General features: G+C 61.0%; 22 protein-coding genes. 15 read left to right on the forward strand and 7 right to left on the reverse strand.

Annotated features, from left to right (window positions below; all coding sequences use genetic code 11):
• The 4 genes from ACCD00_RS23520 to ACCD00_RS23535 all read right to left on the reverse strand — a co-directional run.
• Positions 1-884 (reverse strand): TolC family protein (locus tag ACCD00_RS23520; protein WP_413427755.1); only part of this gene is annotated, 884 nt, incomplete at its 3' end.
• Positions 884-4075, reverse strand: a complete 3192-nt coding sequence (locus ACCD00_RS23525; protein WP_413427756.1) for an efflux RND transporter permease subunit — start codon at positions 4073-4075, stop codon at positions 884-886. The genes ACCD00_RS23520 and ACCD00_RS23525, both read right to left, overlap by 1 nt.
• 12 nt (positions 4076-4087) lie before the next feature.
• Positions 4088-5329 (reverse strand): multidrug efflux RND transporter periplasmic adaptor subunit MexE, encoded by a 1242-nt coding sequence (gene mexE / locus ACCD00_RS23530; protein ID WP_413427757.1) that lies wholly within the window; start codon positions 5327-5329, stop codon positions 4088-4090.
• 152 nt (positions 5330-5481) lie between these two features.
• The gene (locus ACCD00_RS23535; protein ID WP_413427758.1) at positions 5482-5775 is read right to left on the reverse strand and encodes a LysR family transcriptional regulator; all 294 of its coding nucleotides are present in this window, start codon (positions 5773-5775) and stop codon (positions 5482-5484) included.
• Positions 5776-5921: 146 nt separating this feature from the next.
• Here ACCD00_RS23535 and ACCD00_RS23540 point away from each other — a divergent pair, with 146 nt between their 5' ends.
• Together ACCD00_RS23540 and ACCD00_RS23545 are read left to right on the forward strand one after the other, a co-directional pair.
• On the forward strand, positions 5922-6485 hold the full coding sequence (locus tag ACCD00_RS23540; RefSeq protein WP_413427759.1) for a TetR/AcrR family transcriptional regulator: 564 nt from the start codon (positions 5922-5924) through the stop codon (positions 6483-6485).
• A 120-nt stretch (positions 6486-6605) separates the two neighbouring features.
• Complete coding sequence (locus ACCD00_RS23545) at positions 6606-7688, forward strand: 2OG-Fe(II) oxygenase (RefSeq protein WP_413427760.1); 1083 nt, start codon at positions 6606-6608, stop codon at positions 7686-7688.
• 148 nt (positions 7689-7836) lie between these two features.
• Here ACCD00_RS23545 and katG read toward each other — a convergent pair whose 3' ends face one another.
• On the reverse strand, positions 7837-10041 hold the full coding sequence (gene katG, locus ACCD00_RS23550; protein WP_413427761.1) for a catalase/peroxidase HPI: 2205 nt from the start codon (positions 10039-10041) through the stop codon (positions 7837-7839).
• 331 nt (positions 10042-10372) lie between these two features.
• Between katG and ACCD00_RS23555 the strand changes: the two genes are divergently transcribed.
• Positions 10373-10579: a hypothetical protein gene (locus ACCD00_RS23555; protein WP_413427762.1), complete on the forward strand. Its 207-nt coding sequence runs from the start codon at positions 10373-10375 to the stop codon at positions 10577-10579.
• Positions 10580-10642: 63 nt separating this feature from the next.
• Here ACCD00_RS23555 and ACCD00_RS23560 read toward each other — a convergent pair whose 3' ends face one another.
• Positions 10643-10840: a YbdD/YjiX family protein gene (locus tag ACCD00_RS23560; protein WP_201119648.1), complete on the reverse strand. Its 198-nt coding sequence runs from the start codon at positions 10838-10840 to the stop codon at positions 10643-10645.
• A gap of 14 nt (positions 10841-10854) precedes the next feature.
• On the reverse strand, positions 10855-12912 hold the full coding sequence (locus ACCD00_RS23565; protein ID WP_413427763.1) for a carbon starvation CstA family protein: 2058 nt from the start codon (positions 12910-12912) through the stop codon (positions 10855-10857).
• A 298-nt stretch (positions 12913-13210) separates the two neighbouring features.
• On the opposite strand from ACCD00_RS23565, the gene ACCD00_RS23570 reads away from it, so the two are divergent.
• From ACCD00_RS23570 to ACCD00_RS23625, 12 genes are all read left to right on the forward strand, one after another.
• Positions 13211-14569 carry a cache domain-containing protein gene (locus ACCD00_RS23570; RefSeq protein ID WP_413427764.1) on the forward strand — a complete coding sequence of 453 codons (1359 nt, stop codon included), beginning with the start codon at positions 13211-13213 and terminating at the stop codon, positions 14567-14569.
• Positions 14570-14608: 39 nt separating this feature from the next.
• Positions 14609-15241 carry a response regulator gene (locus ACCD00_RS23575; RefSeq protein WP_057396633.1) on the forward strand — a complete coding sequence of 211 codons (633 nt, stop codon included), beginning with the start codon at positions 14609-14611 and terminating at the stop codon, positions 15239-15241.
• A 222-nt stretch (positions 15242-15463) separates the two neighbouring features.
• Entirely contained in the window at positions 15464-15787 is a 324-nt protein-coding gene (locus ACCD00_RS23580) for a hypothetical protein (RefSeq protein WP_413427765.1), read from the forward strand.
• A gap of 210 nt (positions 15788-15997) precedes the next feature.
• On the forward strand, positions 15998-16588 hold the full coding sequence (locus tag ACCD00_RS23585) for an amino acid synthesis family protein (RefSeq protein WP_007978708.1): 591 nt from the start codon (positions 15998-16000) through the stop codon (positions 16586-16588).
• A gap of 44 nt (positions 16589-16632) precedes the next feature.
• Positions 16633-17466: an alpha/beta fold hydrolase gene (locus ACCD00_RS23590; protein ID WP_413427766.1), complete on the forward strand. Its 834-nt coding sequence runs from the start codon at positions 16633-16635 to the stop codon at positions 17464-17466.
• Positions 17463-18944 carry an aldehyde dehydrogenase gene (locus ACCD00_RS23595; protein ID WP_413427767.1) on the forward strand — a complete coding sequence of 494 codons (1482 nt, stop codon included), beginning with the start codon at positions 17463-17465 and terminating at the stop codon, positions 18942-18944. The genes ACCD00_RS23590 and ACCD00_RS23595 overlap by 4 nt, the downstream gene beginning before the upstream one ends.
• 12 nt (positions 18945-18956) lie before the next feature.
• A complete protein-coding gene (locus ACCD00_RS23600; protein ID WP_413427768.1) occupies positions 18957-19442 on the forward strand; it encodes a flavin reductase family protein in 486 nt (161 codons plus the stop codon).
• A 138-nt stretch (positions 19443-19580) separates the two neighbouring features.
• On the forward strand, positions 19581-21032 hold the full coding sequence (locus ACCD00_RS23605) for an NAD-dependent succinate-semialdehyde dehydrogenase (protein ID WP_413427769.1): 1452 nt from the start codon (positions 19581-19583) through the stop codon (positions 21030-21032).
• Between the two features lie 19 nt (positions 21033-21051).
• Complete coding sequence (locus ACCD00_RS23610) at positions 21052-21441, forward strand: carboxymuconolactone decarboxylase family protein (protein ID WP_154908677.1); 390 nt, start codon at positions 21052-21054, stop codon at positions 21439-21441.
• 89 nt (positions 21442-21530) lie between these two features.
• Positions 21531-22283: a GntR family transcriptional regulator gene (locus ACCD00_RS23615; protein WP_413427770.1), complete on the forward strand. Its 753-nt coding sequence runs from the start codon at positions 21531-21533 to the stop codon at positions 22281-22283.
• A 1-nt stretch (position 22284) separates the two neighbouring features.
• Positions 22285-22848 (forward strand): NUDIX hydrolase, encoded by a 564-nt coding sequence (locus tag ACCD00_RS23620; RefSeq protein ID WP_413427771.1) that lies wholly within the window; start codon positions 22285-22287, stop codon positions 22846-22848.
• A gap of 799 nt (positions 22849-23647) precedes the next feature.
• Positions 23648-25082 (forward strand): proton-conducting transporter membrane subunit (locus tag ACCD00_RS23625; protein WP_413427772.1); only part of this gene is annotated, 1435 nt, incomplete at its 3' end.

The following is a 25082-nucleotide window of genomic DNA, read 5'->3' on the forward strand; positions in this document are numbered from 1 at the left end:
CTGTTGCACCGGCGCTCTGCCGCGAGCACGTCCGGGCGCCGGTGCAACAGCTCGCCGGGATCGCCAATCGGCAACGCCTTGGCGATGGCCGGCAAGTCCTTTGGACTCAAGTCGATGCTCAGCGTGTCAGGGCGTTCGCCCAGCAGCGTGGCGATGCGGTTTTTGTGGTGCACCTGCTCCGCCTGCAGTTGCGGCACGCTGGCCTCGACGGCCGCCAACCGGGCATCGGCACGCACCACGTCGAGTTCGTTACCCACGCCAGCGTCTCGCAGGCTCACCGTCACGGTGCGCGATTCACTCTGGTTCTTGAGGTTGGCCAGGGCAATTTTTTCCCGCAGTTGTGCTCCGCGCAGTTGACCATAGGCATCCACCAGTTCGGCGATCATGCTCACCCGCAGCTGGTACAGGTCCGCCGCCGTGGCGTCTTCCCGGGCATCGCTGGACTCCAGTTCGCGCTGGATGCGCCCGAACAGATCGATCTCCCAAGCCATGTCCAGGCCCAGATCGTAGCGTTCGGTGTTGACCCGGTGCTCGGTCAGCCCCGGTACCTGCGACTTGCCCTGCAGACTGCTGACACGGCTGGTGACCACCGGCAGGTTGTCGTTGCTGACGTCGTCGCGGATGGCCCGGGCGGCTTTCCAGCGGGCAAAGGCCACGCGCAGATCGCGGTTGCCGTCGAGCGCTTTGCCGACCAGCTGGTTCAGCGTGGGGTCATCGAATTGCTGCCACCACAGCGTTTCGAAACGCGTTTGATCGTAATTGGCCCCTTGTGCCGAAACGACATGGGCGGGTGCCGTGTCCGGGGTTTTGTAATCCGGCCCGACCGTGCATGCCGCTAACGCGGTGACCAGCAGACTCGGTAAAAACAGCTTGAAAGCGTTCATCAGTGTGCCTCCGAATCAATAACCTTGAGCGAGTGAACCTGGGCCGCCTTGCGCGCGGCTTTACGCTCGATGTAGCGACGAATCAGGACGAAGAACACCGGCGTCAGCAGCAACCCGAAGAAGGTCACCCCGAGCATTCCGGAGAACACCGCGACCCCCATGGCCCGACGCATTTCCGAACCGGCTCCGGTGGACGTCACCAACGGGATCACCCCCATGATGAAAGCGATCGAGGTCATCAGGATCGGCCGCAGACGCATGCGGCAAGCGTCGAGTACTGCGTCCAGCGGCGACAGGCCCTGGTCCTGCCGGTCCTTGGCGAACTCGACGATCAGGATCGCGTTCTTGCAGGCCAGGCCCACCAGCACGATCAAGCCGATCTGGGTGAAGATGTTGTTGTCGCCCTTTGAGATGATCACCCCGGCAATCGCCGACAACAGGGTCATCGGTACGATCAGGATCACCGCCAGCGGCAGGCTCCAGCTTTCATACAGTGCCGCCAACACCAGGAACGCCAGCAGGACGCAGAGCGGGAACACCAGCAACGCGGTATCGCCGGACAGGATCTGCTGGTAGGTCAGGTCGGTCCATTCGTAGGTCATGCCGTTGGGCAGCTCTTCCTTGAGCAGTTTCTCGATGGCTTTCTGGGCCTGGCCGGAGCTGAAGCCGGGCGCCGCCGCTCCGTTGATTTCCGCACTGATGAAGCCGTTGTAGTGCATGACCCGATCAGGCCCCGACGTCGGGCTGACCTTGATGAACGTGGCGAGCGGGATCATTTCCCCATGATCATTACGCACCTTCAACTGGCCGATCTGCTCCGGCTCCAGGCGGAATTGCTGGTCGGCCTGAACGTTGACCTGATAGGTGCGGCCGAAACGGTTGAAGTCGTTGGCATACAGCGAACCCAGGTACACCTGCAACGTATCGAAGATATCGCTGACGGCGACGCCGTGAGTCTTGGCCTTTTCCCGGTCGATCGCGGCGTCGACCTGCGGCACGTTCACCGTGAAGCTGGTGAACAGGTTGGCCAGCTCCGGAACGCTGCGGCTCTTGGCGATGACGTTCATGGTCTCTTTGTACAGGGCTTCATAACCCAGGTTGCCGCGGTCTTCGATCTGCAGTTTGAACCCGCCGATGGTGCCCAGGCCTTGAACCGGCGGTGGCGGGAACACGGCGATGTAGGCGTCCTGAATGCTGCCGAACTTGGCGTTCAGTGACGCGGAAATGGCCTTTGCCGACAGACTCGGGTCTTTGCGTTCATCGAAGGGCCGCAAGCCGATGAAGGCGATACCAGCGTTCGGGCTGTTGGTGAAGCCATTGATCGACAGTCCGGGGAACGCCACCGCGCTGTCGAAACCCGGCTCGTTCATGGCGATGGTGCTCATGCGCCGGATCACCGACTCCGAGCGATCAAGGCTGGCGGCGTCCGGCAGTTGCGCGAAAGTCACCAGGTATTTTTTATCCTGGGTCGGCACGAAACCGGTCGGCGTGGTACTGAAGCCCATGTACGTCATGGCGATCAGCCCGGCATACACCAGCAAGGCCACGCCGCTGCCACGAATGACCTTGGCGACGGCAACCACATAGCCATGGCTGGCCTTTTCGAATACACGGTTGAAGGGTTTGAACAGCCAGCCACCGAACAGACGATCCAGCACTTTGGAGAAACGGTCTTTCGGCGCGCCGTGGGCCCTGAGTAATACCGCGGCCAATGCCGGCGACAGGGTCAAGGAGTTGAACGCCGAGATCACCGTCGAGATGGCAATGGTCAGGGCGAATTGCTTGTAGAACTGCCCGGTCAAGCCCGAGATGAACGCTGCCGGCACGAATACCGCACACAACACCAACGCGGTGGCGATGATCGGTCCGGTCACCTCGCCCATGGCTTTCTTGGTGGCCTCGATCGGCTCGAGGCCCAACTCGATGTTGCGCTCGACGTTCTCCACCACCACGATCGCATCATCGACCACGATACCGATCGCCAGCACCAGGCCAAACAGCGACAGGGCATTGAGCGAGAAACCGAACAGGTGCATCACGGCAAACGTGCCGATCAACGACACCGGTACGGCGACCAGCGGAATGATCGAGGCGCGCCAGGTTTGCAGGAACAGGATCACCACCAGCACCACCAGGATCAGTGCTTCGAACAGCGTGTGAACCACCGCTTCAATCGAACTGCGGACGAAGATGGTCGGATCGTAGACGATCTCGTAGTCCATGCCCTCCGGGAAGCCCTTCTTCAGCTCGGCCATCTTCGCCCGCACCTGGTCGGAGACGTCGATCGCATTGGAACCCGGGCGCTGGAAAATCGGCATCGCCACCGCTTCCTGGTTATTGAGCAGTGCGCGCAGGGCGTACTGGTTGGAGCCGAGCTCAATCCGCGCAATGTCCTTGAGGCGAGTGATCTCGCCGTCCGGACCACTGCGGACAATCACGTTCTCGAACTCCTCCTCGGTGACGAGCCGCCCCTGGGAGTTGATCGACATCTGGAAGCTCGTGGCGTTGGGCGCAGGCGGTGCGCCCAATTGGCCGGCAGCGACCTGACGGTTCTGTTCGCGGACCGCGTTGACCACATCGGTCGCGGTCAGGTTGCGTGAAGCGGTCTTGTTCGGATCGAGCCAGATACGCAGCGAGTAGTCGCCGATACCGAACATCTTCACGTCACCGATACCGTTCAGGCGCGACAGCTCATCCTTGACGTTGAGGATCGCGTAGTTGGACAGGTACAGCATGTCGTAGCGCTTGTCCGGCGAGGTCAGGTGCACCACCATCGTCAGCTCGGGCGACGCCTTGTCCACGGTGATACCGATGCGCGTCACTTCTTCGGGAAGTTTTGGCTCGGTGCGCGTGACACGGTTCTGTACCTGCACCTGGGCGTTGTCCAGGTCGGTGCCCAGGGCGAAGGTCACCGTGAGGGTGAGCCGGCCATCGGCGGTAGACTGCGAATACATGTACAGCATGTTCTCGACGCCGGTGATGGCTTGTTCGAGTGGCGCGGCAACGGTTTCGCCAATCACCTTGGGGTTGGCGCCCGGGTAGTTGGCGTGAATGACGACGGTCGGTGGCACCACCTCGGGGTATTCGCTGATCGGCAACTGGAACAGCGCGATGGCACCGGCGATCAGGATCAGCAGCGACAGCACGGCGGCGAAGATCGGCCGCGTGATAAAGAACTGGGAGAACTTCATGGCTGTGTTCCTTTATCCGCGTGGTGAAACGGCAGCATCGGTTTTCACCAGCGCCGGTGACGGAGCGACGGGCTGATTACCCGCCTCGATGGCCTGCCGCTGACGGGCCAGGGTGGCGACGGTTTGCGCATCGGCCATTGGCGCATCCTGAGGCGCGACCACCGCGCCGGGACGAACCCGTTGCAGACCGTTGATGACGATCCGGTCGTCTTTCTGCAAACCGCTGCGCACAATGCGCAACCCTTCGAGCTTCGGCCCCAGATCGACGCTGCGGTACACGGCCTTGTTGTCCTGGTCGATCACCAGCACGAACTTCTTGCCCAGGTCGGTGCCCACTGCCTCGTCCTTGATCAGCAGGCCGGCATAGGCCGCGCTGCCCACCAGCTTCAATCGGGCATACAAGCCCGGGGTGTATTGGCCATCGGCGTTGTCGAACACCGCGCGACCACGAATGGTGCCCGTCTTGGGATTGACCTGGTTGTCGACAAAGTTCATCTGCCCCAGGTGGCTGTTGCCCTCCTCGTTCGACAGGCCCATGTACACCGGCGTGGACTGACTGCGCCGGCCTTCGCGGGAGAGTTGGCCGTACTTGAGGAACAGGCGTTCGTCGGCGTCGAAATAGGCGTAGACCTTGTCGGTGGAGACCACGCTGGTCAGCGCCGAGGTGTCGGCGGTGACGATGTTGCCAGCGGTGATTTCGGCACGGCTGACCCGGCCGGTGATCGGCGCGGTGACGCGGGTGAAGCTCAGGTTCAGGCGTGCGAGATCGAGTTGTGCCTGCACGGCATCGACGGCGGCCTTGGCTTCCTGGGCGGTGGTGCTGCGCGTGTCGGCCAGTTCCGCAGAAATGGCATTGCTGCTCAGCAGGCGCTGGCCGCGTTGCGCTTCGTTGCCGGTTCGAACCAGCGTGGCGCGAGTTTGCTGCAACTGCGCTTCAAGGCGATGCACTTCGTGCTCGAACGGCCGTGGATCGATCTGGAACAGCAAATCCCCTTTCTTTACCGACTCGCCATCCGTGAAGGCGACACGATCGATCTGCCCCGAAACCCGCGGGCGAACCACGACGGTTTCCGGCGCTTCCAGGCGGGCGGTGACCTCATCCCATTCAGTGATGGGTTGCTCGAGCACTTTGGCGACCGTGACATGCGGCGCACCCGGAGCCTGGGCGGCATCGGGTGCGTGGCCGCAAGCAGTGATGGTCGCCAACGCCAATGCAACAAGGGGATAACGCAAAGGTTTGAGTGACTGTTCCATGGGGGTGTCCGCCTGACGGTTTAGGGGTTGGAGAATTCTCGGCCGCACAGGGGGCAGCGACGAATTGAACGGAGTGAACTTGGCTATCATCATTAATGATGACTATCATGTTTAAGAACAAAAAAAACGAATACTCAGATCAAGCCTATGAATTAATTAGATTTTTTACTGGAAGCCGTCAGACTGACGACGGAACAGATGGAGTCCAATGCGGGCCCAAGCATTTGCGCCACCTGCAAGGCTCGGGTGGTCGGTTCCATTTTGTGGCCAATGCGTTTAAACAGAGGGTCGTTGAACAGCGTGCGCAAACGGCCCAATGCACCGCTGACCGCCGGTTGCCCCAGGCAAAGTCTTTCTGCGGCCCGACTGACATTGCGCTCCTGAATGAGCACCTCGAAAACCACCAGCAGATTGAGGTCGATACTGCGCAGATCATTACGTTTCATGGGCCAGCACCTTGTGAGGTGTTTTGACTTGAGCCACGGGCTCGGGACCGGCAAAGCCATTGCAGCGAATTTATATTACGACCATCATAAATACCAGCCCCCCGCAAAAATTTGCCAGGGCGCTCGTCGGATGACAGGACCCACTCATGAAAGTGACAAAAGACCAGGCAGCGGCCAACAAGGAAGCGATCCTCGGCGCGGCCTCGAGGATGTACCGGGAAAAAGGCATCGACGGCATTGGCATCGGCGAGCTTTCACGCTCGGTGGGCCTGACCCATGGCGGCTTTTACGGACAGTTCCCCGGTGGCAAGGAGCAGTTGGCGTCGGAGGCCGTGAGCCGCACGTTCGAAACCAACATCGAAGACTGGCGAGCGGCCAAATCCATCCCCGAACTGCTCAAGGGTTACCTGACCCAAGCCCACCTGAGCAACTGGACCGAAGGCTGCCCGATCCCCGCCCTGGGTGCCGATGTCGCGCGCAACGGCGGAGCGGTCAGCCACTCGTTCACCAAAGGCGTGCAGACCCTGATCGAAACGCTGATGCCATTGGTCGACGGCGATACCTATGAGGAAAAGCACCAGCAAGCCTTGCGCATCCTGTCATCGATCACAGGGGCAATACTGATCGCCAGGGCCCTGGACAACCCTCGATTGTCGGAGCAGTTCCTGCAATCGGTGATCGAGGCCTGGTCTGCCGACGCCCAGGCATGACAAGCCTGGTAAACCAGAGAGACACGTCATGAATGAGGAGTCGCCATCAGCGCTCCGGGCAACATCAACAAGACTGAACTAGCTTTACCCGCAACCACGGCCAACCGGCAAGGAGTTGTGATGCGCGCCTCAGCATTTTCAGTCGGTCAACCAGCCCCTTGGTTCTATTGCCGAACTCAACTAAGGGAACGCTTTTGTTTCGACACTATCGCCGGTCGGTATGTCGTGCTTTATTTTTTCGGTTCTGCGGCTGATCCGGCATCAATTAAAATTCTGGAAGGTATTCGGACCCATCGCCAGCGGTTCGATGACGATCACATTTGCTTCTTTGGTGTTTCCGTAGATCCGGATGATGAAAAGCTCAAGCGGGTAGAAAGTTCGATACCTGGCATGCGCTTCATTTGGGATTTCGATCGGTCAGTCAGCAAGCTCTACGGTACGTTGCAAACAGACGGCAGTATCAGGCAAATGACCTATGTGCTGGATCATGCGCTACGTGTCCTGGCCGTCGTCCCGATAGAAGCACCGGTTGATAACCATGTCCCCTTGTTGATGCGCTTTCTGGATAGATTGCCCGCACCGACTCCGCCACGCGCCGCCACTCCACACGCACCAGTCCTGGTGGTTCCCCGTATATTCGAGCCTTCGCTGTGTAAAGCACTGATACGTTATTACGACGAACGTGGCGGAGAGGAATCCGGGTTCATGACCGAGCAATCGGGTAAAACCGTCCAGATCACCGACCATAACCACAAACGACGTCGTGACTGCGTGATTGAAGATCAGGCTCTAACCAAAGCCTGTGTGTTGCGTATAGCCAACCGTCTGCTTCCACAGCTACATCAAGCGTTCCAGTTCAATGCCACTCGAATGGAGCGCTACCTGGTGGCCTGCTACAACAGCGAGGAAGGCGGGCATTTCCGGCCCCATCGGGATAACACCACGAAGGGTACGGCGCATCGCCGCTTTGCCGTTTCCCTGTTTCTCAATGCGGAAGAGTACGACGGTGGTTTTCTGCATTTTCCAGAGTATGGAAAAGTACTTTACAGCGCTCCAACAGGAGGGGCCGTGGTGTTTTCGTGCTCACTGTTGCACGAAGCCACCCCGGTAACCCAAGGTCGCCGTTATATGTTTCTGCCGTTTCTATACGATGATGCTGCGCGCGTCATTCGAGAAGAGAACCGCTCATTTATTGAAAGCTGACTCGCGCTAAACACCATTCAGCTTTCATCTGGGACCGGGCCATGACCGCCAAGGTTCATGGTCGCCGGACGCCCTCCGCTGAAGCAGGAGCCGGAGGGCGAGCCGGGGTACTTTTTTGCCGGCAATACCAACGTTACGACAACCTCCCCTATTTCAGATCGAATCGATCCAGGTTCATCACTTTGGTCCAGGCGGCGACGAAGTCCTTGACGAACTTCTGCTGCGCATCGGCGCAGGCATAGACTTCGGCCAGCGCACGCAACTGCGCGTTCGAACCGAAGACCAGGTCAACTCGGGTGCCCGTCCACTTCACTGCACCGGTTTTGCGATCACGCCCTTCATACTCTTGCTGGGCATCCGACACGGGCTTCCATTCCACGCCCATATCCAGCAGGTTGGTGAAGAAATCGTTGGTCAGCGTCTCCGGCCGTTGGGTGAACACGCCATGCCGGGTTTGCCCGACATTGGTGTTCAACACCCGCAGCCCACCCAGCAATACCGTCATTTCCGGTGCGCTCAGCGTCAGCAGTTGCGCCTTGTCGATCAGCAATTTTTCGGCCGGCACACGGTACTGTTGCTTCAGGTAATTACGGAAGCCGTCGGCAATCGGTTCAAGGTAGCCGAAGGAGTCGACATCGGTCTGTTCCTGACTGGCGTCCATGCGTCCCGGGCTGAACGGCACCGTCACACTGTGGCCGGCGTTTTTTGCAGCCTGTTCGACACCCGCACCACCGGCGAGCACGATCAGGTCGGCCAGGGAGATTTTCTTGCCACCGGTTTGCGCGCTATTGAACTCCTTCTGGATGCCTTCGAGTTTGGCCAGCACATTGGCCAGTTGCCCCGGCTGGTTGGCCGGCCAGGATTTCTGCGGCGCCAGGCGCAGACGCCCGCCGTTGGCACCGCCGCGCTTGTCGGAGCCACGGAAGCTGGAAGCCGCCGCCCAAGCTGTAGATACAAGCTGCGAGACCGACAGGCCGGACGCCAGCACCTTGCTTTTCAGGCCCGCCACGTCGCTGTCATTGACCAGCGGATGATCGACGGCAGGGATCGGGTCTTGCCACAGAAGCTCTTCGTTCGGCATTTCCGGGCCGAGGTAACGCGAGAGCGGGCCCATGTCACGGTGAATCAGCTTGTACCAGGCACGGGCGAAGGCGTCGGCCAACTGGTCTGGATTGGCCAGGAAGCGCCGGGAAATCGGTTCATAGATCGGGTCGAAGCGTAGCGACAGGTCCGTGGTCAGCATGGTCGGATCGCGCCGTTTTGACGGATCGTGGGCATCCGGAATGGTGCCGGCGCCAGCGCCGCTTTTCGGCTTCCACTGGTTGGCCCCCGCCGGGCTCTTGGTCAGTTCCCATTCGTAACCGAACAGGTTCTCCAGGTAGTTGTTGCTCCACTGGGTTGGCGTGGTCGTCCAGGTCACTTCCAGGCCGCTGGAGATGGTGTCGCCGCCTTTACCGGTACCGAACGTGCTCTTCCAGCCCAGGCCCTGCAGTTCGAGGCCGGCGGCTTCGGGCTCAGGTCCGACATGATCGACGGTACCTGCACCGTGGGTTTTGCCGAAGGCGTGACCGCCCGCGATCAGCGCGACGGTTTCCTCGTCGTTCATTGCCATGCGCGCAAAGGTTTCACGGATATCTATCCCGGCGGAAACCGGATCAGAGTTGCCTTCAGGGCCTTCGGGGTTTACGTAGATCAGGCCCATCTGCACGGCTGCGAGAGGGGTTTCCAGAGTGCGCTCTACGGGATTTTGTCCGGCATCCTTGCCATAACGCACGTCGCCACCCAGCCACTTGCTTTCCGAGCCCCAGTAAACGTCTTCGTCCGGTTCCCAGACATCCGGGCGACCAGCGGAAAAACCAAAGGTCTTGAAGCCCATGGACTCCAGTGCAACGTTGCCGGCGAGGACGATCAGGTCGGCCCAGGAGATTTTGTTGCCGTACTTTTGCTTGATCGGCCAGAGCAGCCGACGGGCCTTGTCGAGGCTGACGTTGTCCGGCCAGCTGTTGAGCGGTGCGAAGCGTTGCTGGCCGGAACCGGCGCCGCCCCGGCCGTCACCGGTGCGATAGGTGCCTGCGGCGTGCCAGGACATGCGGATAAAGAAAGGCCCATAGTGACCGAAGTCCGCCGGCCACCAGTCCTGGGAGTCGGTCATCAGCGCAGTCAGGTCTTTTTTCAACGCCTGGAAGTCCAGGCTCTTGAAGGCTTCGGCGTAGTTGAAGTCGCCCCCCAACGGGTCAGACTTGGGCGAGTGTTGACTCAGGATCTTCAGGTTCAGTTGGTTCGGCCACCAGTCGCGGTTCGTCGTGCCACCGCCAGCGGCGTGATTGAACGGGCATTTCGATTCAGTTGACATGGCATCTCCTCTTTATTTTGTTTTCAGCTAACCACCTTTGAGCGTGGATCCGGATCACCGATTGATGAAATAGCTTTTCGGTATGGGATCCATAGCCTTAAGGCTATGATGGCCCCGTGATCAGTCGCTCCAGAACATCCATTAAAGTACCGCTCCGGGAAACTGTCGCTGCCACCGGGGAGATAGCTGATAAACAGTTCAAATCAGCACGAAGCTGCAGCAGCTCGCAAGAGCATCGGCAAGATCATGAACACCTGCCACAATGCATTATTGTTATTTGCTACAAGGATGTTGGCGATCGGAAGGATCGTTTGCCGCAAGAGGTTTCACCATGCTCCTCAAAATCATTGTCATCTGGATATTGCTGTCGATCATCGTCGCCGCCGTGTTCTGTCGCCTGATGCATAACGCCAAGGTTGCCGACCATGCGCTCAAGATCGCCAGGCCGGATCCTCAGCCCCAGGGTCAAAAGGTGGACAGCACTGCCATGACCCGGGATAAAAGTGGCGGCGACGATTCGGATTGCCACGCGGCCTGAAACATCCGGTGCGTTCCTGCACGCAATAAAAAACCGGCCTTTCAGCCGGTTTTTTTGTTTCGCTCAACAGCACTTCGGTCCGGCTTTACTGCCGTAACGGGCTTCCTGACGCTCGCGAAAGAACATCTCATAGCTCATCACCGGTTTGTCCGGGTGCTTGGTCTGCATATGCTCGACGTAGTTATCGTAGTCGGGCATGCCGACCATCAGGCGCGCGGCCTGACCGAGGTATTTACCGAGGCGACTCAGGTCATTGAACATGCTGCCCTCCTCGCCTATGCATTCGGCACGGCCTGGAATGGCGCTTCTTTATCCGTACGCTCCTTGCTGCCCCAGGCGGAGATACCGACCTTGAGCGCGAAGAACAGGATGCTGAACACCACGAACAGGAACAGCGCGGTCAGCGTTGCGTTGGTGTAGGCGTTGAAGATCACGTGCTGCATCTGGTCGATGCTCTTGGCCGGGGCCAGCACCTGACCGTTGGCCAGCGCATCACTGTACTTCTTGGCCAGGGCGAGGAAGCCGATCGCCGGGTTGGCGTCGAACAGTTTGATGAAGCCGGCGGTGGTGGTGCAGATCAGCAGCCATACCGCTGGCAGCAAGGTCACCCAGACATAACGCTGGCGCTTCATCTTGATCAGCACCACGGTGCCGAGCATCAGCGCGATACCGGCCAGCATCTGGTTGGAGATACCGAACAGCGGCCACAGGGTGTTGATGCCGCCCAATGGATCGATAACGCCCTGGTACAGCAGATAACCCCACATGGCCACGCAACCGGCGGTGGCGATCAGGTTGGCGGTCCAGGATTCGGTACGGCGCAGGGCCGGCACGAACGAGCCGAGCAGGTCCTGGAGCATGAAGCGCCCGGCACGGGTACCGGCGTCGACCGCGGTCAGGATGAACAACGCTTCAAACAGGATCGCGAAGTGGTACCAGAACGCCATGGTGTTCTCGCCCGGCAATACGTGGTGCAGGATCTGCGCGATCCCCACCGCCAGGGTCGGCGCACCACCGGCACGGGCCAGGATGGTGGTTTCACCGATGTCGTGGGCCACCGCTTGCAGGGCTTGCGGAGTAATCGCGAAGCCCCAGCTGCTGACGGTTTGCGCAACGGTAACCGCATCGGCGCCAACCACCGCAGCCGGGCTGTTCATGGCGAAGTACACGCCAGGATCGATCACCGACGCGGCAACCATCGCCATGATCGCCACGAACGATTCCATCAGCATGCCGCCGTAACCGATATAACGGGCATGCCCTTCACTGGCGAGCAGCTTCGGCGTGGTGCCGGAGGCGATCAGCGCATGGAAACCCGACACCGCGCCACAGGCGATGGTGATGAACAGGAACGGGAACAGACCGCCCTTCCATACCGGGCCGGTGCCGTCGATGAATTGGGTCAGGGCCGGCATTTTCAGCTCGGGCATGGTCACCAGGATGCCGATGGCCAGGGCGACGATGGTGCCGATTTTCAGGAAGGTCGACAGGTAGTCACGGGGTGCCAGGATCAGCCATACCGGCAGAACGGCAGCGACGAAACCGTAGCCGATCAGCATCCAGGTGATCTGGATACCGGTGAAGGTAAAGGCTTTGGCCCACACCGGATCGGCGGCAATCTGCCCGCCCAGCCAGATCGAGCCCAGCAGCAACACAACGCCGATCACCGAGATCTCACCAATGCGGCCCGGGCGGATGTAGCGCATGTAGACGCCCATGAACATCGCGATTGGAATGGTCGCCATCACCGTAAACATGCCCCACGGGCTATCGGCCAGGGCCTTGACGACGATCAGCGCCAGCACCGCGAGGATGATGATCATGATCAGGAAGCAGCCAAACAGCGCGATGGTACCGGGGATGCGGCCCATTTCTTCACGGACCATGTCGCCCAGGGAGCGACCGTTGCGGCGGGTGGACATGAACAGGACCATGAAGTCCTGGACGGCACCGGCCAGCACCACGCCGGCGATCAGCCACAGCGTGCCGGGCAGGTAGCCCATCTGCGCCGCCAGCACCGGACCGACCAGTGGACCAGCACCGGCGATGGCCGCGAAGTGGTGACCGAAGAGTACGTGTTTGTTGGTCGGTACGTAGTCCAGACCGTCATTGTTGAGCACAGCCGGAGTTGCCCGATTGGGGTCGAGCTGCATCACTTTATTGGCGATGAACAGGCTGTAATAGCGGTAGGCAACGAGGTAGATGGCGACTGCTGCGACTACGATCCACAGGGCGTTGATCGCTTCACCGCGGCGCAGGGCCACGACACTCAGCGCAATCGCTCCCAGGACAGCCACGGCAAACCAGGCGAGGTGTTTAGCCAGACGGGGCATAGAGGGTCTCCTGCCGACAGCTCGTGACTGCGGCGGTAATTTTTATAATTGTGTCCGCGGTGCGGAGCTGGCCCAATATCTGCGCATGCCGTCCACAAATAAATCCGCGTTACTACGTACGCGGCGTCTACGTAGTTCTACGTAGAACACGCCCTTCCCCCTTGTAGGAGCGAGCTTGCTCGCGATGGTATTCCAGGCGCTGAGTGGTGTCGGCTGTACCTTTTTCGCGAGCAAGCTCGCTCCTACAGGGCGTATCTTTGGCATATGATGCCGAGCCTTCGCGCGGGCAGGAGTCAACATGCAGCTCAAACACAAGATCGTCGCCCTCGGGATTCTGCCGCTGGTGCTGGCCATTGCCGTCATCTGCGCGCTGGTGATTTCCCTCAACCGCCAATTGGGCGATCAGCAGGCGCAGCTGATCGAAGACAGCATTCTGGCGAGCAAGCGCGCGGAACTGAAAAACTACGTGGAAATGGCGCAAAGCCTGATCGCGCCGCTGTACGACGACGGCCACGGCGACACCCATGCCCAGCAACAAGTGCTGGAAGAACTGCGCAAGCTCAGCTTCGGCATCAATGGCTACTTCTTTGTCTACGACCGCGAAGGCCGCAGCCTGATGCATGCACGGCAGTCGGAGCTGGTGGGGCAATACCTGTGGGACATGAAAGACCCCCACGGCCTGCCGGTGATTCAGGCGCTGCTCAAAAGCGCACAATCGGGCGAAGGCTTTCAACGCTACGCCTGGAACAAACCCTCCTCCGGCCAGGTGACCGACAAGCTCGCCTACGTGGTGATGCTCGATCGCTGGGGCTGGATGCTCGGCACCGGCATCTACCTCGAGGATGTCGAACGCGCCACCCAGCAGGCCCGTGCCGAAGTGGCCATGGGCATCCGCAAGACCATGATGGCGATTGCCGTGGTTGCCCTCGTCGCGGTGCTGTTCGTCTTCGCCACGGGCATGACCCTCAACGTCAGCGAGCATCGCCTGGCGGACAAGAAACTGCAGCGCCTGACCCAACGCATCGTCAGCCTGCAGGAGGAAGAACGATCACGGGTGTCCCGCGAGTTGCACGACGGCATCAGCCAGGTGTTGGTCTCGATCAAGTTTCAGTTCGAACTGGCCAGCCATCTGCTGGAAAGTGGGCAAGCCCACGACAAGGGCCTGAATGCGCTGAAAGACGCCACCGAGCGCCTGGGCGATGCCATCGGTGAAGTCCGCAGCCTCTCTCACGACCTGCGCTCATCCTTGCTCGACACCCTCGGCCTGCCGGCGGCCATCGGCCAATTGGCCGCGGAATTCGAGCAGCGCAGCGGGCTGACCGTGACCTATGACGAAAATGAATTCGACTGCCAACTGGTCGACGGTGCCGCCGTCGCATTGTTTCGCATCGTGCAGGAAGGCCTGACCAATATCGAACGCCACGCCCGGGCGAAGCATGTGTCCATTACCCTGCGCGGCTGCGAACAATCGGTGCGGCTGACGGTGGTCGATGACGGCATCGGTTTCAACGTTGCCCAGGTCGAACGTCGCCAGGCCGGCATTGGCTTGCGTAACATCCGCGAACGCGTCGAACATTTTGGCGGGCGCTTCGATTTGATTTCGATGCCGGGCAGAAGTGAGCTGGACGTACGGCTGCCAATGAAACCGGACGCATAACGCTGACCCGGCCCAAAACTACAAGAGTGAATAGCTGCAATGAACCTGCCCTCCCCGATCCGCGTCGCCCTGGTCGACGATCACTCCCTGGTCCGCGACGGCATCAAGGCGCTACTGGCCGTGATGTCGCCCCTGGAAATGGTCGGCGAAGCGGAAAACGGCGCCGAGGCCATCGAGATGGTCGGACGCTGCCAGCCCGACCTGCTGCTGGTCGACATCAGTCTGCCGGACATGAACGGCCTGGAACTGACCCGCGTGCTGCGCAGCCAGTACCCGTCGCTCAAGGTGCTGGTGCTGAGCATGTACGACAATTACGAATACGTCAGTGAGTCGGTGCGCTCCGGCGCCAGCGGCTACGTGCTCAAGAACGCCCCGTCACGGGAGATCATCGCCGCCATCGAAGCCATCAGCAGCGGCGGAACCTTCTACAGCGCGGAAATCGCCCAGCGGTTGATCGCCGACAGGAACACCGACAACGAACTGACCCCGAGGGAAAGCCAGGTGCTGTCGAAGATGGCGCAAGGGCTGAACAACAAGGAAATGGCCCGGGAACTGGATATCAGCGTGCGCACGGTGGAGACACACCGCTTGAGCATTCGGCGCAAGCTCAACATCGACAAGCCGGCGGCGCTGGTCAAATACGCCATCGATCACGGGCTCATTTCCCGCTAACACCACGAACCCTGTGGGAGCAGGCTTGCTCGCGAAGAGGCCGGCACATTCAACATTGATGGCGACTGACACACCGCCTTCGCGAGCAAGCCCGCTCCCACAAGGATCTGCGATCCATTGACTGCGTCGATAGTCACCATTGATTCAATGAAGTTCTCTTAAAAAATCCACGGCGTAACATCTGCTCCATACCAACCCATAAGCACCCCGGAGCACACCATCATGAAACGCCAGACCCTCCTCAGCATCGCTTTCTCGGTTTTCGCAGTTAACGCTTTCGCCGCTACCTCTGCTCAACCTGTGGTCGCTGAAGGCGGCTCGGATCGTCTGATTGAAAGCCGTGTGGCCGAGGGTGGCTCCGACAAACTTCTGCAAAACCGCGTCGCTGAAGGTGGCTCTGACAAGCTGCTGCAAAACCGCGTTGCGGAAGGCGGTTCCGACAAGCTGCTGCAAAACCGCGTAGCCGAAGGCGGCTCCGACAAGCTGCTGCAAAACCGCGTCGCTGAAGGTGGTTCCGACCGTCTGATCGAAAGCCGCGCTGTCTGAATGCAGTGCTTTACCGCAGGACTCAACGAAAAACCCGGCCTCATCAGCCGGGTTTTTTTACGCCTTTTATAAGTCCTTCCCGCCACGAATAGCGCCTCGCCGCACGCTTTTTATCGCCATCCAGCCAGAAACTCCGTTCGGGGACTTGTGCTTCAGGTATTATGGTATACCATCAGACGCACAGACACCCAAACCTCTACGGAGCAGCTCATGAGTTTCGAAATCCGCAAGATCGTCAGCTATGTCGAAGAAACCTTTATTGAAGGCGGCAAAGCCACCGATAAGCCCGTGACCATGGTCGGTCTGGCCGTGGTGATGAAAAACCCCTGGCTGGGCAACGGTTTTGTCGAAGACCTGAAACCACAGATCCGCGCCAACTGCTCCGACCTCGGTGCACTGATGGTTGAGCGCCTGGTGGGTATCATCGGCGGTGCCGAGAAGATCGAGGCTTATGGCAAGGCGGCCGTGGTCGGCGCCGATGGCGAAATCGAACACGCTTCGGCGGTGATCCACACCCTGCGCTTCGGCAACCATTACCGCGAAGCGGTCAAGGCCAAGAGCTACCTGAGTTTCACCAACAAGCGCGGCGGCCCGGGCACCTCGATCCAGATCCCGATGATGCACAAGGACGACGAAGGCCTGCGCTCGCACTACATCACCCTGGAAATGCAGATCGAAGACGCACCACGTGCCGACGAAATCGTCGTGGTCCTGGGTTGCGCCGACGGCGGCCGCCTGCACCCGCGCATTGGCAACCGCTACATCGACCTGGAAGAACTGGCAGCCGAAAAAGCCCAGTAACCGGCCAGCAGAACGACAACAAGAAGGCATTGCAGGAGCGCTCCATGATTCGGCTCACCGCTGAACTCACCCCGGCTGGCACCAGTTACCTGGCGACCGGCCAAGGCCAGCCCGTGGTCTTGATCCACGGCGTGGGCCTGAACAAAGAAATGTGGGGCGGTCAGATCGTTGGCCTGGCCACGAACTATCGCGTCATCGCCTACGACATGCTCGGCCATGGCGCCAGCCCGCGCCCGGAGAGCGGCACGCCGCTGCTCGGCTACGCCGACCAGTTGCTGGAGCTGCTCGACCACCTGCAATTGCCCAAGGCAACGGTGATCGGCTTTTCCATGGGCGGGTTGGTGGCGCGGGCCTTTGCCCTGCACTACCCGCAACGCCTGGAAGGTCTGGTGGTGCTCAACAGCGTGTTCAACCGCAGCGCCGAACAGCGTGCCGGGGTCATCGCCCGCACCAGTCAGGCTGCCGAACACGGGCCGGACGCCAATGCCGAAGCGGCGCTGTCGCGCTGGTTCAGCCGTGAATACCAGGCTGCGAACCCGGCGCAGATCGCCGCGATTCGCCAGACCCTGGCCGGCAATGACCCTCAGGGTTACTTGACCACATATGAACTGTTCGCCACCCAGGACATGTACCGCGCCGACGACCTGGCCAGCATCCGGGTGCCGACGCTGATCGCCACCGGCGAACTGGACCCGGGCTCGACCCCGGAAATGGCCCGGCAACTGGCCGAACGCATTCCCGGCGCGACCGTTGCCGTCCTCGCCGAGCAACGGCATATGATGCCCGTAGAATCGCCGCGCCTGGTCAACCAGCTGTTGCTGGAGTTTCTGCAGACCGCGCACGCCAAACAAAACCAGATCAAGGGGATCGTTGCATGACACTCGCACGCTTCCAGATGTGCATCGGCGGTGAATGGGTCGATGCCCTGTCCGGCAAGACCTTCGAAAGCCTCAACCCCGCGCTGGCCGAGCCTTGGGCCGAACTGCCCGATGCTGACGAAGCCGATGTCGAACGCGCCGTGCAGGCTGCGCAGACGGCTTTCGACAGCCCGGCCTGGCGCGGCTTGACGGCCACCGCTCGCGGCAAACTGCTGCGACGCCTGGGCGACCTGATCGCCGAGAACAAAGAACAACTGGCGCAGCTGGAAAGCCGCGACAACGGCAAGCTGATCCGCGAGACCCGTGGCCAGGTCGGCTATCTGCCGGAGTTCTTCCACTACACCGCAGGCCTGGCCGACAAGCTCGAAGGCGGCACCCTGCCGCTGGACAAGCCGGACCTGTTTGCCTACACCGTGCACGAAGCCATGGGCGTGGTGGCCGCGATCATTCCGTGGAACAGCCCGCTGTACCTGACCGCGATCAAGCTGGCCCCGGCGCTGGCCGCGGGCAACACCATCGTGATCAAGCCGTCGGAACACGCCTCGGCGACCATTCTCGAACTGGCTCGCCTGGCGCTGGAAGCCGGGATCCCGCCGGGGGTGGTCAACGTCGTCACCGGTTATGGCCCAAGCACCGGTGCCGCCCTCACCCGCCATCCGCTGGTGCGCAAGATCGCCTTCACCGGCGGCGCGGCCACCGCGCGGCATGTGGTGCGCAGCAGCGCGGAGAACTTCGCCAAGCTGTCGCTGGAACTGGGCGGCAAATCGCCGAACATCATCTTCGCCGACGCCGACCTCGACAGCGCGATCAACGGCGCCATCGCCGGGATCTATGCCGCCTCCGGGCAGAGCTGCGTCTCCGGTTCGCGCTTGCTGGTGCAGGACGAAATCTACGACGAATTCGTCGGCCGCCTGGTTGAACGCGCCCAGCGCATCCGCATTGGCAACCCGCAGGACGACAGCAGTGAAATGGGCCCGATGGCCACCGCGCAGCAACTGGCCGTGGTCGAAGGCCTGGTGGCCGACGCCATTGCCGAAGGCGCGCGTTTGCGCCTGGGTGGCAAGCGTCCGGATAACTTGGGCGACGGCTGGTTCTACGAGCCGACCTTGTTCGAGTGCGACCGCAATTCGATGAAGATCATGCAGGAAGAAGTCTTTGGCCCGGTGGCTTCGGTCATCCGATTCAAGGACGAAGCCGAAGCGCTGGCGATTGCCAACGACTCGCAATTCGGCCTCGCCGCCGGCATCTGGACCCGCGACCTGGGCCGCGCCCATCGCCTGGCCCGGGACGTGCGTTCGGGGATCATCTGGGTCAACACCTACCGCGCGGTCTCGGCCATGGCGCCGATCGGCGGCTTCAAGAACAGCGGCTATGGACGCGAAAGCGGCATCGATTCGGTGCTGGCCTACACCGAGCTGAAAACGGTGTGGATCAACCTGTCCCAGGCACCGATGCCTGATCCCTTCGTGATGCGCTAGGAGTCCTGGAAAATGATCGAACCCGGCATTTACAAAGACGTGATGAGTTCGTTTCCGTCCGGGGTCACGGTGGTCACCACCCTGGACCCGGCCGGCGGCATCGTCGGCATCACCGCCAGCGCCTTCAGTGCGCTGTCGATCGACCCGGCACTGGTGCTGTTCTGCCCCAACTACGGCTCCGACACCTACCCGGTGTTGCGCGACAGCAAGCAATTCGCGATTCACCTGCTGTCCGCCGAGCAGACCGCCGAAGCCTATGCCTTTGCCGGTAAAGGCAAGGACAAGGCCAAAGGCATCGAGTGGCACCTGAGCGAACTGGGCAACCCGATCCTGGCCAAGGCCACGGCGATCATCGAGTGCGAACTGTGGCGCGAATATGACGGCGGCGATCACGCGATCATCGTCGGCGCGGTGAAGAACCTGATCCTGCCCGAGCAACCGGTGACGCCGATGATCTACCACAAAGGCAAGCTGGGGCCACTGCCCACCCTGGCTTGACACAGACCCTGTAGGAGCGAGCTTGCTCGCGATGGTCGTGAACGATAACGCGTGCTGCCTGACAGCCCTTGGCGTTCTCGGGTTTTTCGCGAGCAAGCTCGCTCCTACAGGTAACCCTCTCTTTTCTCAGGAGCCGGCATGAGCCCAGCAGCCTCGCAATTGTTCCGTCAGCAGGCCTACATCAATGGCCAGTGGCTGGACGCGCCGGATGGCGCCTGTCAGGACATCTTCAACCCGGCCACCGGTGAACTGATCGGCCAGGTACCGAACCTCGGCGCCGAGCATGCGCGCCTGGCCATCGACGCCGCCAACAACGCCTGGCCAGCCTGGCGTGCGCTGACCGCCAAAGAGCGCAGCAATACGCTCAAGCGCTGGCACGCGCTGATGCTGGAAAACGCCGACGCCCTGGCCGAGATCCTCACCCTCGAACAAGGCAAGCCACTGGCCGAAGCCAAGGGCGAAATCCTCTACGCCGCGAGCTTCATCGAATGGTTCGCCGAAGAGGCCAAGCGCATCTACGGCGACACCATTCCCAGCCACAAGGGCGATGCGCGCATCGTGGTCAGCAAGGAGCCGATTGGCGTCGTTGCGGCCATCACGCCGTGGAATTTCCCGGCGGCGATGATCACCCGCAAGGCCGGCCCGGCACTGGCGGCCGGTTGCCCGTGCATCGTCAAGCCGGCTCCGGAAACACCGTTCTCGGCACTGGCCATGGCCGCGCTGGCGGAACAGGCTGGCATTCCGGCGGGTATCTTCAACGTGATTACCGGCGACGCCATCGCCATCGGCGGTGAGCTGACCGGCAGCAGCCTGGTACGCAAACTGTCGTTCACCGGTTCCACCGCCATCGGCAAACTGCTGATGGCCCAGTGCGCACCGACCCTGAAAAAAGTCTCGCTGGAACTGGGCGGCAACGCGCCGTTCATTGTCTTCGACGACGCCGATCTGGAACGCGCCGTCGACGGCGCGCTGATCGCCAAATTCCGCAACGCCGGGCAGACCTGCGTCTGCGTCAACCGCTTCCTGGTGCAGGCCGGAATCCACGATGCCTTTGTGAATCGCCTGGCCGAGCGGGTTTCGCAGCTCAAGGTCGGCAGCGGCTTCGACGCCGGAGTCACCCAGGGGCCACTGATCAACGAGCGTGCCGTGGCCAAGGTCGAAGACCACGTGCAAGACGCGCTGGCCCACGGTGCACAACTGCTGTGCGGCGGCGAGCGCCATGCGCTGGGCAACGGCTTCTTCCAGCCGACCGTGCTCACAGGCGTCACCACGCAGATGAAAGTCGCCCGCGATGAAACCTTTGGTCCACTGGCCGCCGTGTTCCGCTTCGATACCGAGGCCCAGGCCGTCGAGATGGCCAACGACACCGAGTTCGGCCTGGCTGCCTACTGCTATACCCGCGACCTGGGCCGCGCCTGGCGCATGAGCGAGGCGCTGGAGTACGGCATGGTCGGGATCAACGAAGGCCTGATTTCCACGGAGGTCGCGCCGTTTGGCGGGATCAAGTCCTCAGGGCTGGGCCGTGAAGGCTCGAAGTACGGCATCGAGGATTACCTGGAACTCAAATACACCTTGATGGGCGGCCTCTGAGCCCACGGGAGCTACGCAAATGAACAACGAAAAATACGAAAAAGGCCTGAAGATCCGCACCCAGGTTTTGGGCGAAACCTACGTCAATCGCTCCATCGAGAACGCCGACGACTTCACCCGCCCCCTTCAGGAAATGGTCACCGAATACTGTTGGGGTCATGTCTGGGGTCGAGAGGGTTTGTCGCTCAAGGAGCGCAGCATGATCAACCTGGCGATGATCTCGGCCCTCAACCGGCCGCACGAACTCAAGCTGCATGTGCGCGGCGCCTTGCGTAACGGCCTGAGTCGTGAGCAAATACGCGAAATATTGCTTCAGGTCGGCATTTATTGCGGTGTCCCCGCTGCCGTAGACAGTTTCCGGCTCGCCCGTGAAGCCTTCGCCGAAGCCGATGCCGAGGCCTCCAGTTAACCCTTGGCTGTTTGATCTGACCGAGCACATGGATTCCCGTAATCGCAGTGCTCCTTTTTGCATGGACAGCCACAATCAGAGCGGACCCCATGAAACGCCTGCCACTCGACGACAGCTTCAAGGTCAATCGCAACCCCGTCACCCTGCGCGAAATCGTGCTGGATAAATTGCGAAGCGCCATCATGAACTTCCAGCTTTTGCCGGGAGACCGTCTGGTCGAACGCGATCTGTGCGATCGCCTGGGCGTCAGCCGTACCTCGGTGCGCGAAGCCTTGCGTCACCTGGAATCCGAAGGCCTGGTGGAATTCGCCGATGCCAAGGGCCCGCGTGTCGCGATCATTACCCTGGCCGATGCCGTGGACATCTACGAGCTGCGCTGCGTACTCGAAGGGCTGATCGTGCAGTTGTTCACCCTGCGCGCCAAGGCCAAGGACATCAAGGCCCTGGAAAAAGCCCTGGAAGAAAACCGCAAGGCGCTCAAGGACGGCGAACTGCAACAGGTCATCGACTCGGTGCAAGGCTTCTACGACGTGTTGCTCGAAGGCTCGGGCAACCATGTCGCGGCCACTCAGTTGCGCCAATTGCAGGCACGCATCAGCTACCTGCGCGCGACCTCGGTGTCCCAGGAAAACCGTCGCGGCGCCAGCAACCAGGAAATGGAACGCATGGTCGAAGCGATCAAGAGCGGTGATGCGCTGGCCGCCCACCAGGCTTGCGTCGACCACGTGCGTGCGGCGGCTGCCGTGGCCCTGGACTACCTCAAGCGCAAGCAGGAAGAACCCGGCGCCACGCCGCAGATCACCCTGCCCATCGCCTTGAAAGAACCGCGCATAGGTCGCTGAGATGTTCAGCCCGAGCTTTTGCCCAAGGTGCGGCAGCGCTGATCTCGGTCAGCAGTTGCCGCCGGGCGATACGCACGAGCGCCTGATGTGCCGCGGCTGCGGCTACATCCATTACGTCAATCCGAAAATCATTGCCGGCTGCATCATCGAGCAGGACGGCAAGTACCTCTTGTGCCAACGCGCCATCCCGCCGCGCCCCGGCACCTGGACCCTGCCCGCGGGCTTCATGGAAAGCGGCGAGACCACCGAGCAGGCGGCCTTGCGCGAAGTCTGGGAAGAAAGCGGCGTGCGCGCGGAAATCGTCTCGCCCTACTCGATTTTCAGCGTGCCGAAGATCAGCGAGGTGTACATCATCTTTCGCGCCATCGCGCTGGAGATCACCGGGCAGTATGGTCCGGAAACCCTCGACTACCGATTCTTCGCGCCTGAGGACATTCCCTGGGACAGCATCTACTACCCGGCGATCCGGCAGATCCTTGAGCGTTATATCGAGGAGCGGCAGGCTGGGGTTTATGGCATCTACATGGGTAATGATGACAGCGGGAAGATTCACTTTATTCGCTGATAGTCGTTTTTTTCCGTGTGTATATCCATTTTTACGGTAACGGCAGCTAACGGTTCCGCCTTTACGGCGGGTTACTTGGAAAAGCGGAGCGCCGCCTGGCCCCAAGTAACCAAGGGCTCTTGCCCCTTTCGTTCGGTGCCTCGCCAAGGCTCGGCATGCCCTCGAGGGGGCAAGAAGATCAAAAAGTCAAAGCCAAAGCGAGGCGGCCTACCGGCCGGCCTGACCACAGATGAACGCGTTCCCCCTGTAGGAGCGAGCTGGCTCGCGAAAAACGCCGGGACACCGCGGGCATTCAGGCAGCCCGCGTCATCGTTGACGTCCATCGCGAGCAAGCTCGCTCCTACAAGGCCGAGCGTTAGCTCGGCAGGCTGAGCGGAGGCGTTCATCCGGGGATGGGCGCGTAGCGCCGTTCGACGCAGTCGAACCCATTGCATGTGGGTCGAGCGAAGCCGACCGGAGGGCAATGCCCCCGGATGAATGCCGGAGCGAAGGAACCCCGAGCCTTGGCGAGGGGCCGGACGTTCGGGGCGAGCGTTTTTTTGCTTACTTTTTTAGGCGCTTGTAAAAAAAGTGAGTCGCCGTAAGGGCGAAACCCAAAGTCGCCGTTACCGCAGCAACGGATATGTACACGCCTTCGCGAGCAGCTCAGATCACGATGGCATCAGAACGGACTCCCCGCTGAAACAATGTGAATCAGGGCTTTTCCGACTACCGTGTAGGATTCTGCGACAGCTTGGCGTTTGGTGATCCGGGAGCTGGCACGTATGATGCTTCACAAACTTCCGCAGATTAGAAGCCTATGTCCCTGATAGTTCTACTGCTTCTGCCTTTCATAGGCAGCTGTTTGGCGGCCGTGTTGCCGCACAATGCACGCAACGCCGAATCCCTGTTGGCCGGCCTGATCGCCCTTATCGGCACCGTTCAGGTCGCGTTCCTGTACCCGCAGATCGCCCACGGTGGCGTCATTCGCGAAGAATTTTCCTGGCTGCCCAGCCTGGGCCTGAACTTCGTCCTGCGCATGGACGGTTTCGCCTGGCTGTTCTCCATGCTGGTGCTGGGCATTGGCACCCTGGTTTCGCTGTACGCCCGCTACTACATGTCGCCGAACGATCCGGTGCCACGATTCTTCGCGTTTTTCCTGGCCTTCATGGGCGCCATGCTCGGGCTGGTGATCTCCGGCAACCTGATCCAGATCGTGTTTTTCTGGGAACTGACCAGCCTCTTCTCGTTCCTGTTGATTGGCTACTGGCACCATCGCGCCGATGCGCGGCGCGGCGCCTATATGGCGCTGATGGTGACCGGCGCGGGCGGTTTGTGCCTGCTGGCGGGGGTCATGCTGCTCGGGCATGTGGTCGGCAGCTACGACCTGGACAAGGTCCTGGCTGCGGGCGACCTGATTCGCGCCCATGCCCTCTACCCGATTCTGTTGCCCCTGATCCTGATCGGCGCCCTGAGCAAAAGTGCGCAATTCCCCTTCCACTTCTGGCTGCCCCACGCCATGGCCGCGCCGACGCCCGTGTCGGCGTACCTGCACTCGGCGACCATGGTCAAGGCCGGGGTGTTTCTGCTTGCGCGGTTATGGCCGTCGCTTTCGGGCAGTGAAGAGTGGTTCTACATCGTCAGCGGCGCCGGTGCCTGCACCCTGTTGCTCGGTGCGTACTGCGCGATGTTCCAGAACGACCTCAAGGGCTTGCTGGCCTACTCGACCATCAGCCACCTCGGCCTGATCACCCTGCTGCTCGGCTTGAACAGCCCGCTGGCCGCCGTGGCAGCGGTGTTCCACATCCTCAACCATGCGACGTTCAAGGCCTCGCTGTTCATGGCTGCTGGGATCATCGACCACGAAAGTGGCACCCGCGACATCCGCAAGCTCAGCGGCCTGTACAAGCTGATGCCGTTTACCGCCACCCTGGCCATGGTCGCCAGCGCCTCGATGGCCGGGGTACCGTTGCTCAACGGCTTCCTGTCCAAGGAAATGTTCTTCGCCGAAACCGTGTTCATCAATGCCACGCGCTGGGTCGAGTTGAGCTTGCCGATCGTGGCAACGATTGCCGGGACGTTCAGTGTGGCGTACTCCCTGCGTTTCACCGTGGATGTGTTCTTCGGTCCGCCCGCGACCGATTTGCCTCACACGCCCCACGAGCCACCGCGCTGGATGCGCGCGCCGGTCGAATTGCTGGTGTTCACTTGCCTGCTGGTAGGGATCTTCCCGGCCCAGGTGGTCGGCCCGCTGC

This window comes from Pseudomonas sp. Pseusp3, assembly GCF_047304225.1.
Lineage (GTDB): Bacteria > Pseudomonadota > Gammaproteobacteria > Pseudomonadales > Pseudomonadaceae > Aquipseudomonas > Aquipseudomonas fluorescens_CD.

Bases quoted from the DNA above. Each gene is read 5' to 3' on its own strand.
- ACCD00_RS23605 (WP_413427769.1), top strand. From the start codon at position 19,581: ATGAGCCCAGCAGCCTCGCAATTGTTCCGTCAGCAGGCCTACATCAAT.
- ACCD00_RS23570 (WP_413427764.1), top strand. From the start codon at position 13,211: ATGCAGCTCAAACACAAGATCGTCGCCCTCGGGATTCTGCCGCTGGTG.
- ACCD00_RS23535 (WP_413427758.1), bottom strand. From the start codon at position 5,775: ATGAAACGTAATGATCTGCGCAGTATCGACCTCAATCTGCTGGTGGTT.
- ACCD00_RS23585 (WP_007978708.1), top strand. From the start codon at position 15,998: ATGAGTTTCGAAATCCGCAAGATCGTCAGCTATGTCGAAGAAACCTTT.
- ACCD00_RS23560 (WP_201119648.1), bottom strand. From the start codon at position 10,840: ATGTTCAATGACCTGAGTCGCCTCGGTAAATACCTCGGTCAGGCCGCG.
- ACCD00_RS23620 (WP_413427771.1), top strand. From the start codon at position 22,285: ATGTTCAGCCCGAGCTTTTGCCCAAGGTGCGGCAGCGCTGATCTCGGT.
- ACCD00_RS23565 (WP_413427763.1), bottom strand. From the start codon at position 12,912: ATGCCCCGTCTGGCTAAACACCTCGCCTGGTTTGCCGTGGCTGTCCTG.
- ACCD00_RS23590 (WP_413427766.1), top strand. From the start codon at position 16,633: ATGATTCGGCTCACCGCTGAACTCACCCCGGCTGGCACCAGTTACCTG.
- ACCD00_RS23595 (WP_413427767.1), top strand. From the start codon at position 17,463: ATGACACTCGCACGCTTCCAGATGTGCATCGGCGGTGAATGGGTCGAT.
- ACCD00_RS23610 (WP_154908677.1), top strand. From the start codon at position 21,052: ATGAACAACGAAAAATACGAAAAAGGCCTGAAGATCCGCACCCAGGTT.
- katG (WP_413427761.1), bottom strand. From the start codon at position 10,041: ATGTCAACTGAATCGAAATGCCCGTTCAATCACGCCGCTGGCGGTGGC.
- ACCD00_RS23615 (WP_413427770.1), top strand. From the start codon at position 21,531: ATGAAACGCCTGCCACTCGACGACAGCTTCAAGGTCAATCGCAACCCC.
- ACCD00_RS23525 (WP_413427756.1), bottom strand. From the start codon at position 4,075: ATGAAGTTCTCCCAGTTCTTTATCACGCGGCCGATCTTCGCCGCCGTG.
- ACCD00_RS23555 (WP_413427762.1), top strand. From the start codon at position 10,373: ATGCTCCTCAAAATCATTGTCATCTGGATATTGCTGTCGATCATCGTC.
- ACCD00_RS23575 (WP_057396633.1), top strand. From the start codon at position 14,609: ATGAACCTGCCCTCCCCGATCCGCGTCGCCCTGGTCGACGATCACTCC.
- ACCD00_RS23600 (WP_413427768.1), top strand. From the start codon at position 18,957: ATGATCGAACCCGGCATTTACAAAGACGTGATGAGTTCGTTTCCGTCC.
- ACCD00_RS23540 (WP_413427759.1), top strand. From the start codon at position 5,922: ATGAAAGTGACAAAAGACCAGGCAGCGGCCAACAAGGAAGCGATCCTC.
- ACCD00_RS23545 (WP_413427760.1), top strand. From the start codon at position 6,606: ATGCGCGCCTCAGCATTTTCAGTCGGTCAACCAGCCCCTTGGTTCTAT.
- ACCD00_RS23580 (WP_413427765.1), top strand. From the start codon at position 15,464: ATGAAACGCCAGACCCTCCTCAGCATCGCTTTCTCGGTTTTCGCAGTT.
- mexE (WP_413427757.1), bottom strand. From the start codon at position 5,329: ATGGAACAGTCACTCAAACCTTTGCGTTATCCCCTTGTTGCATTGGCG.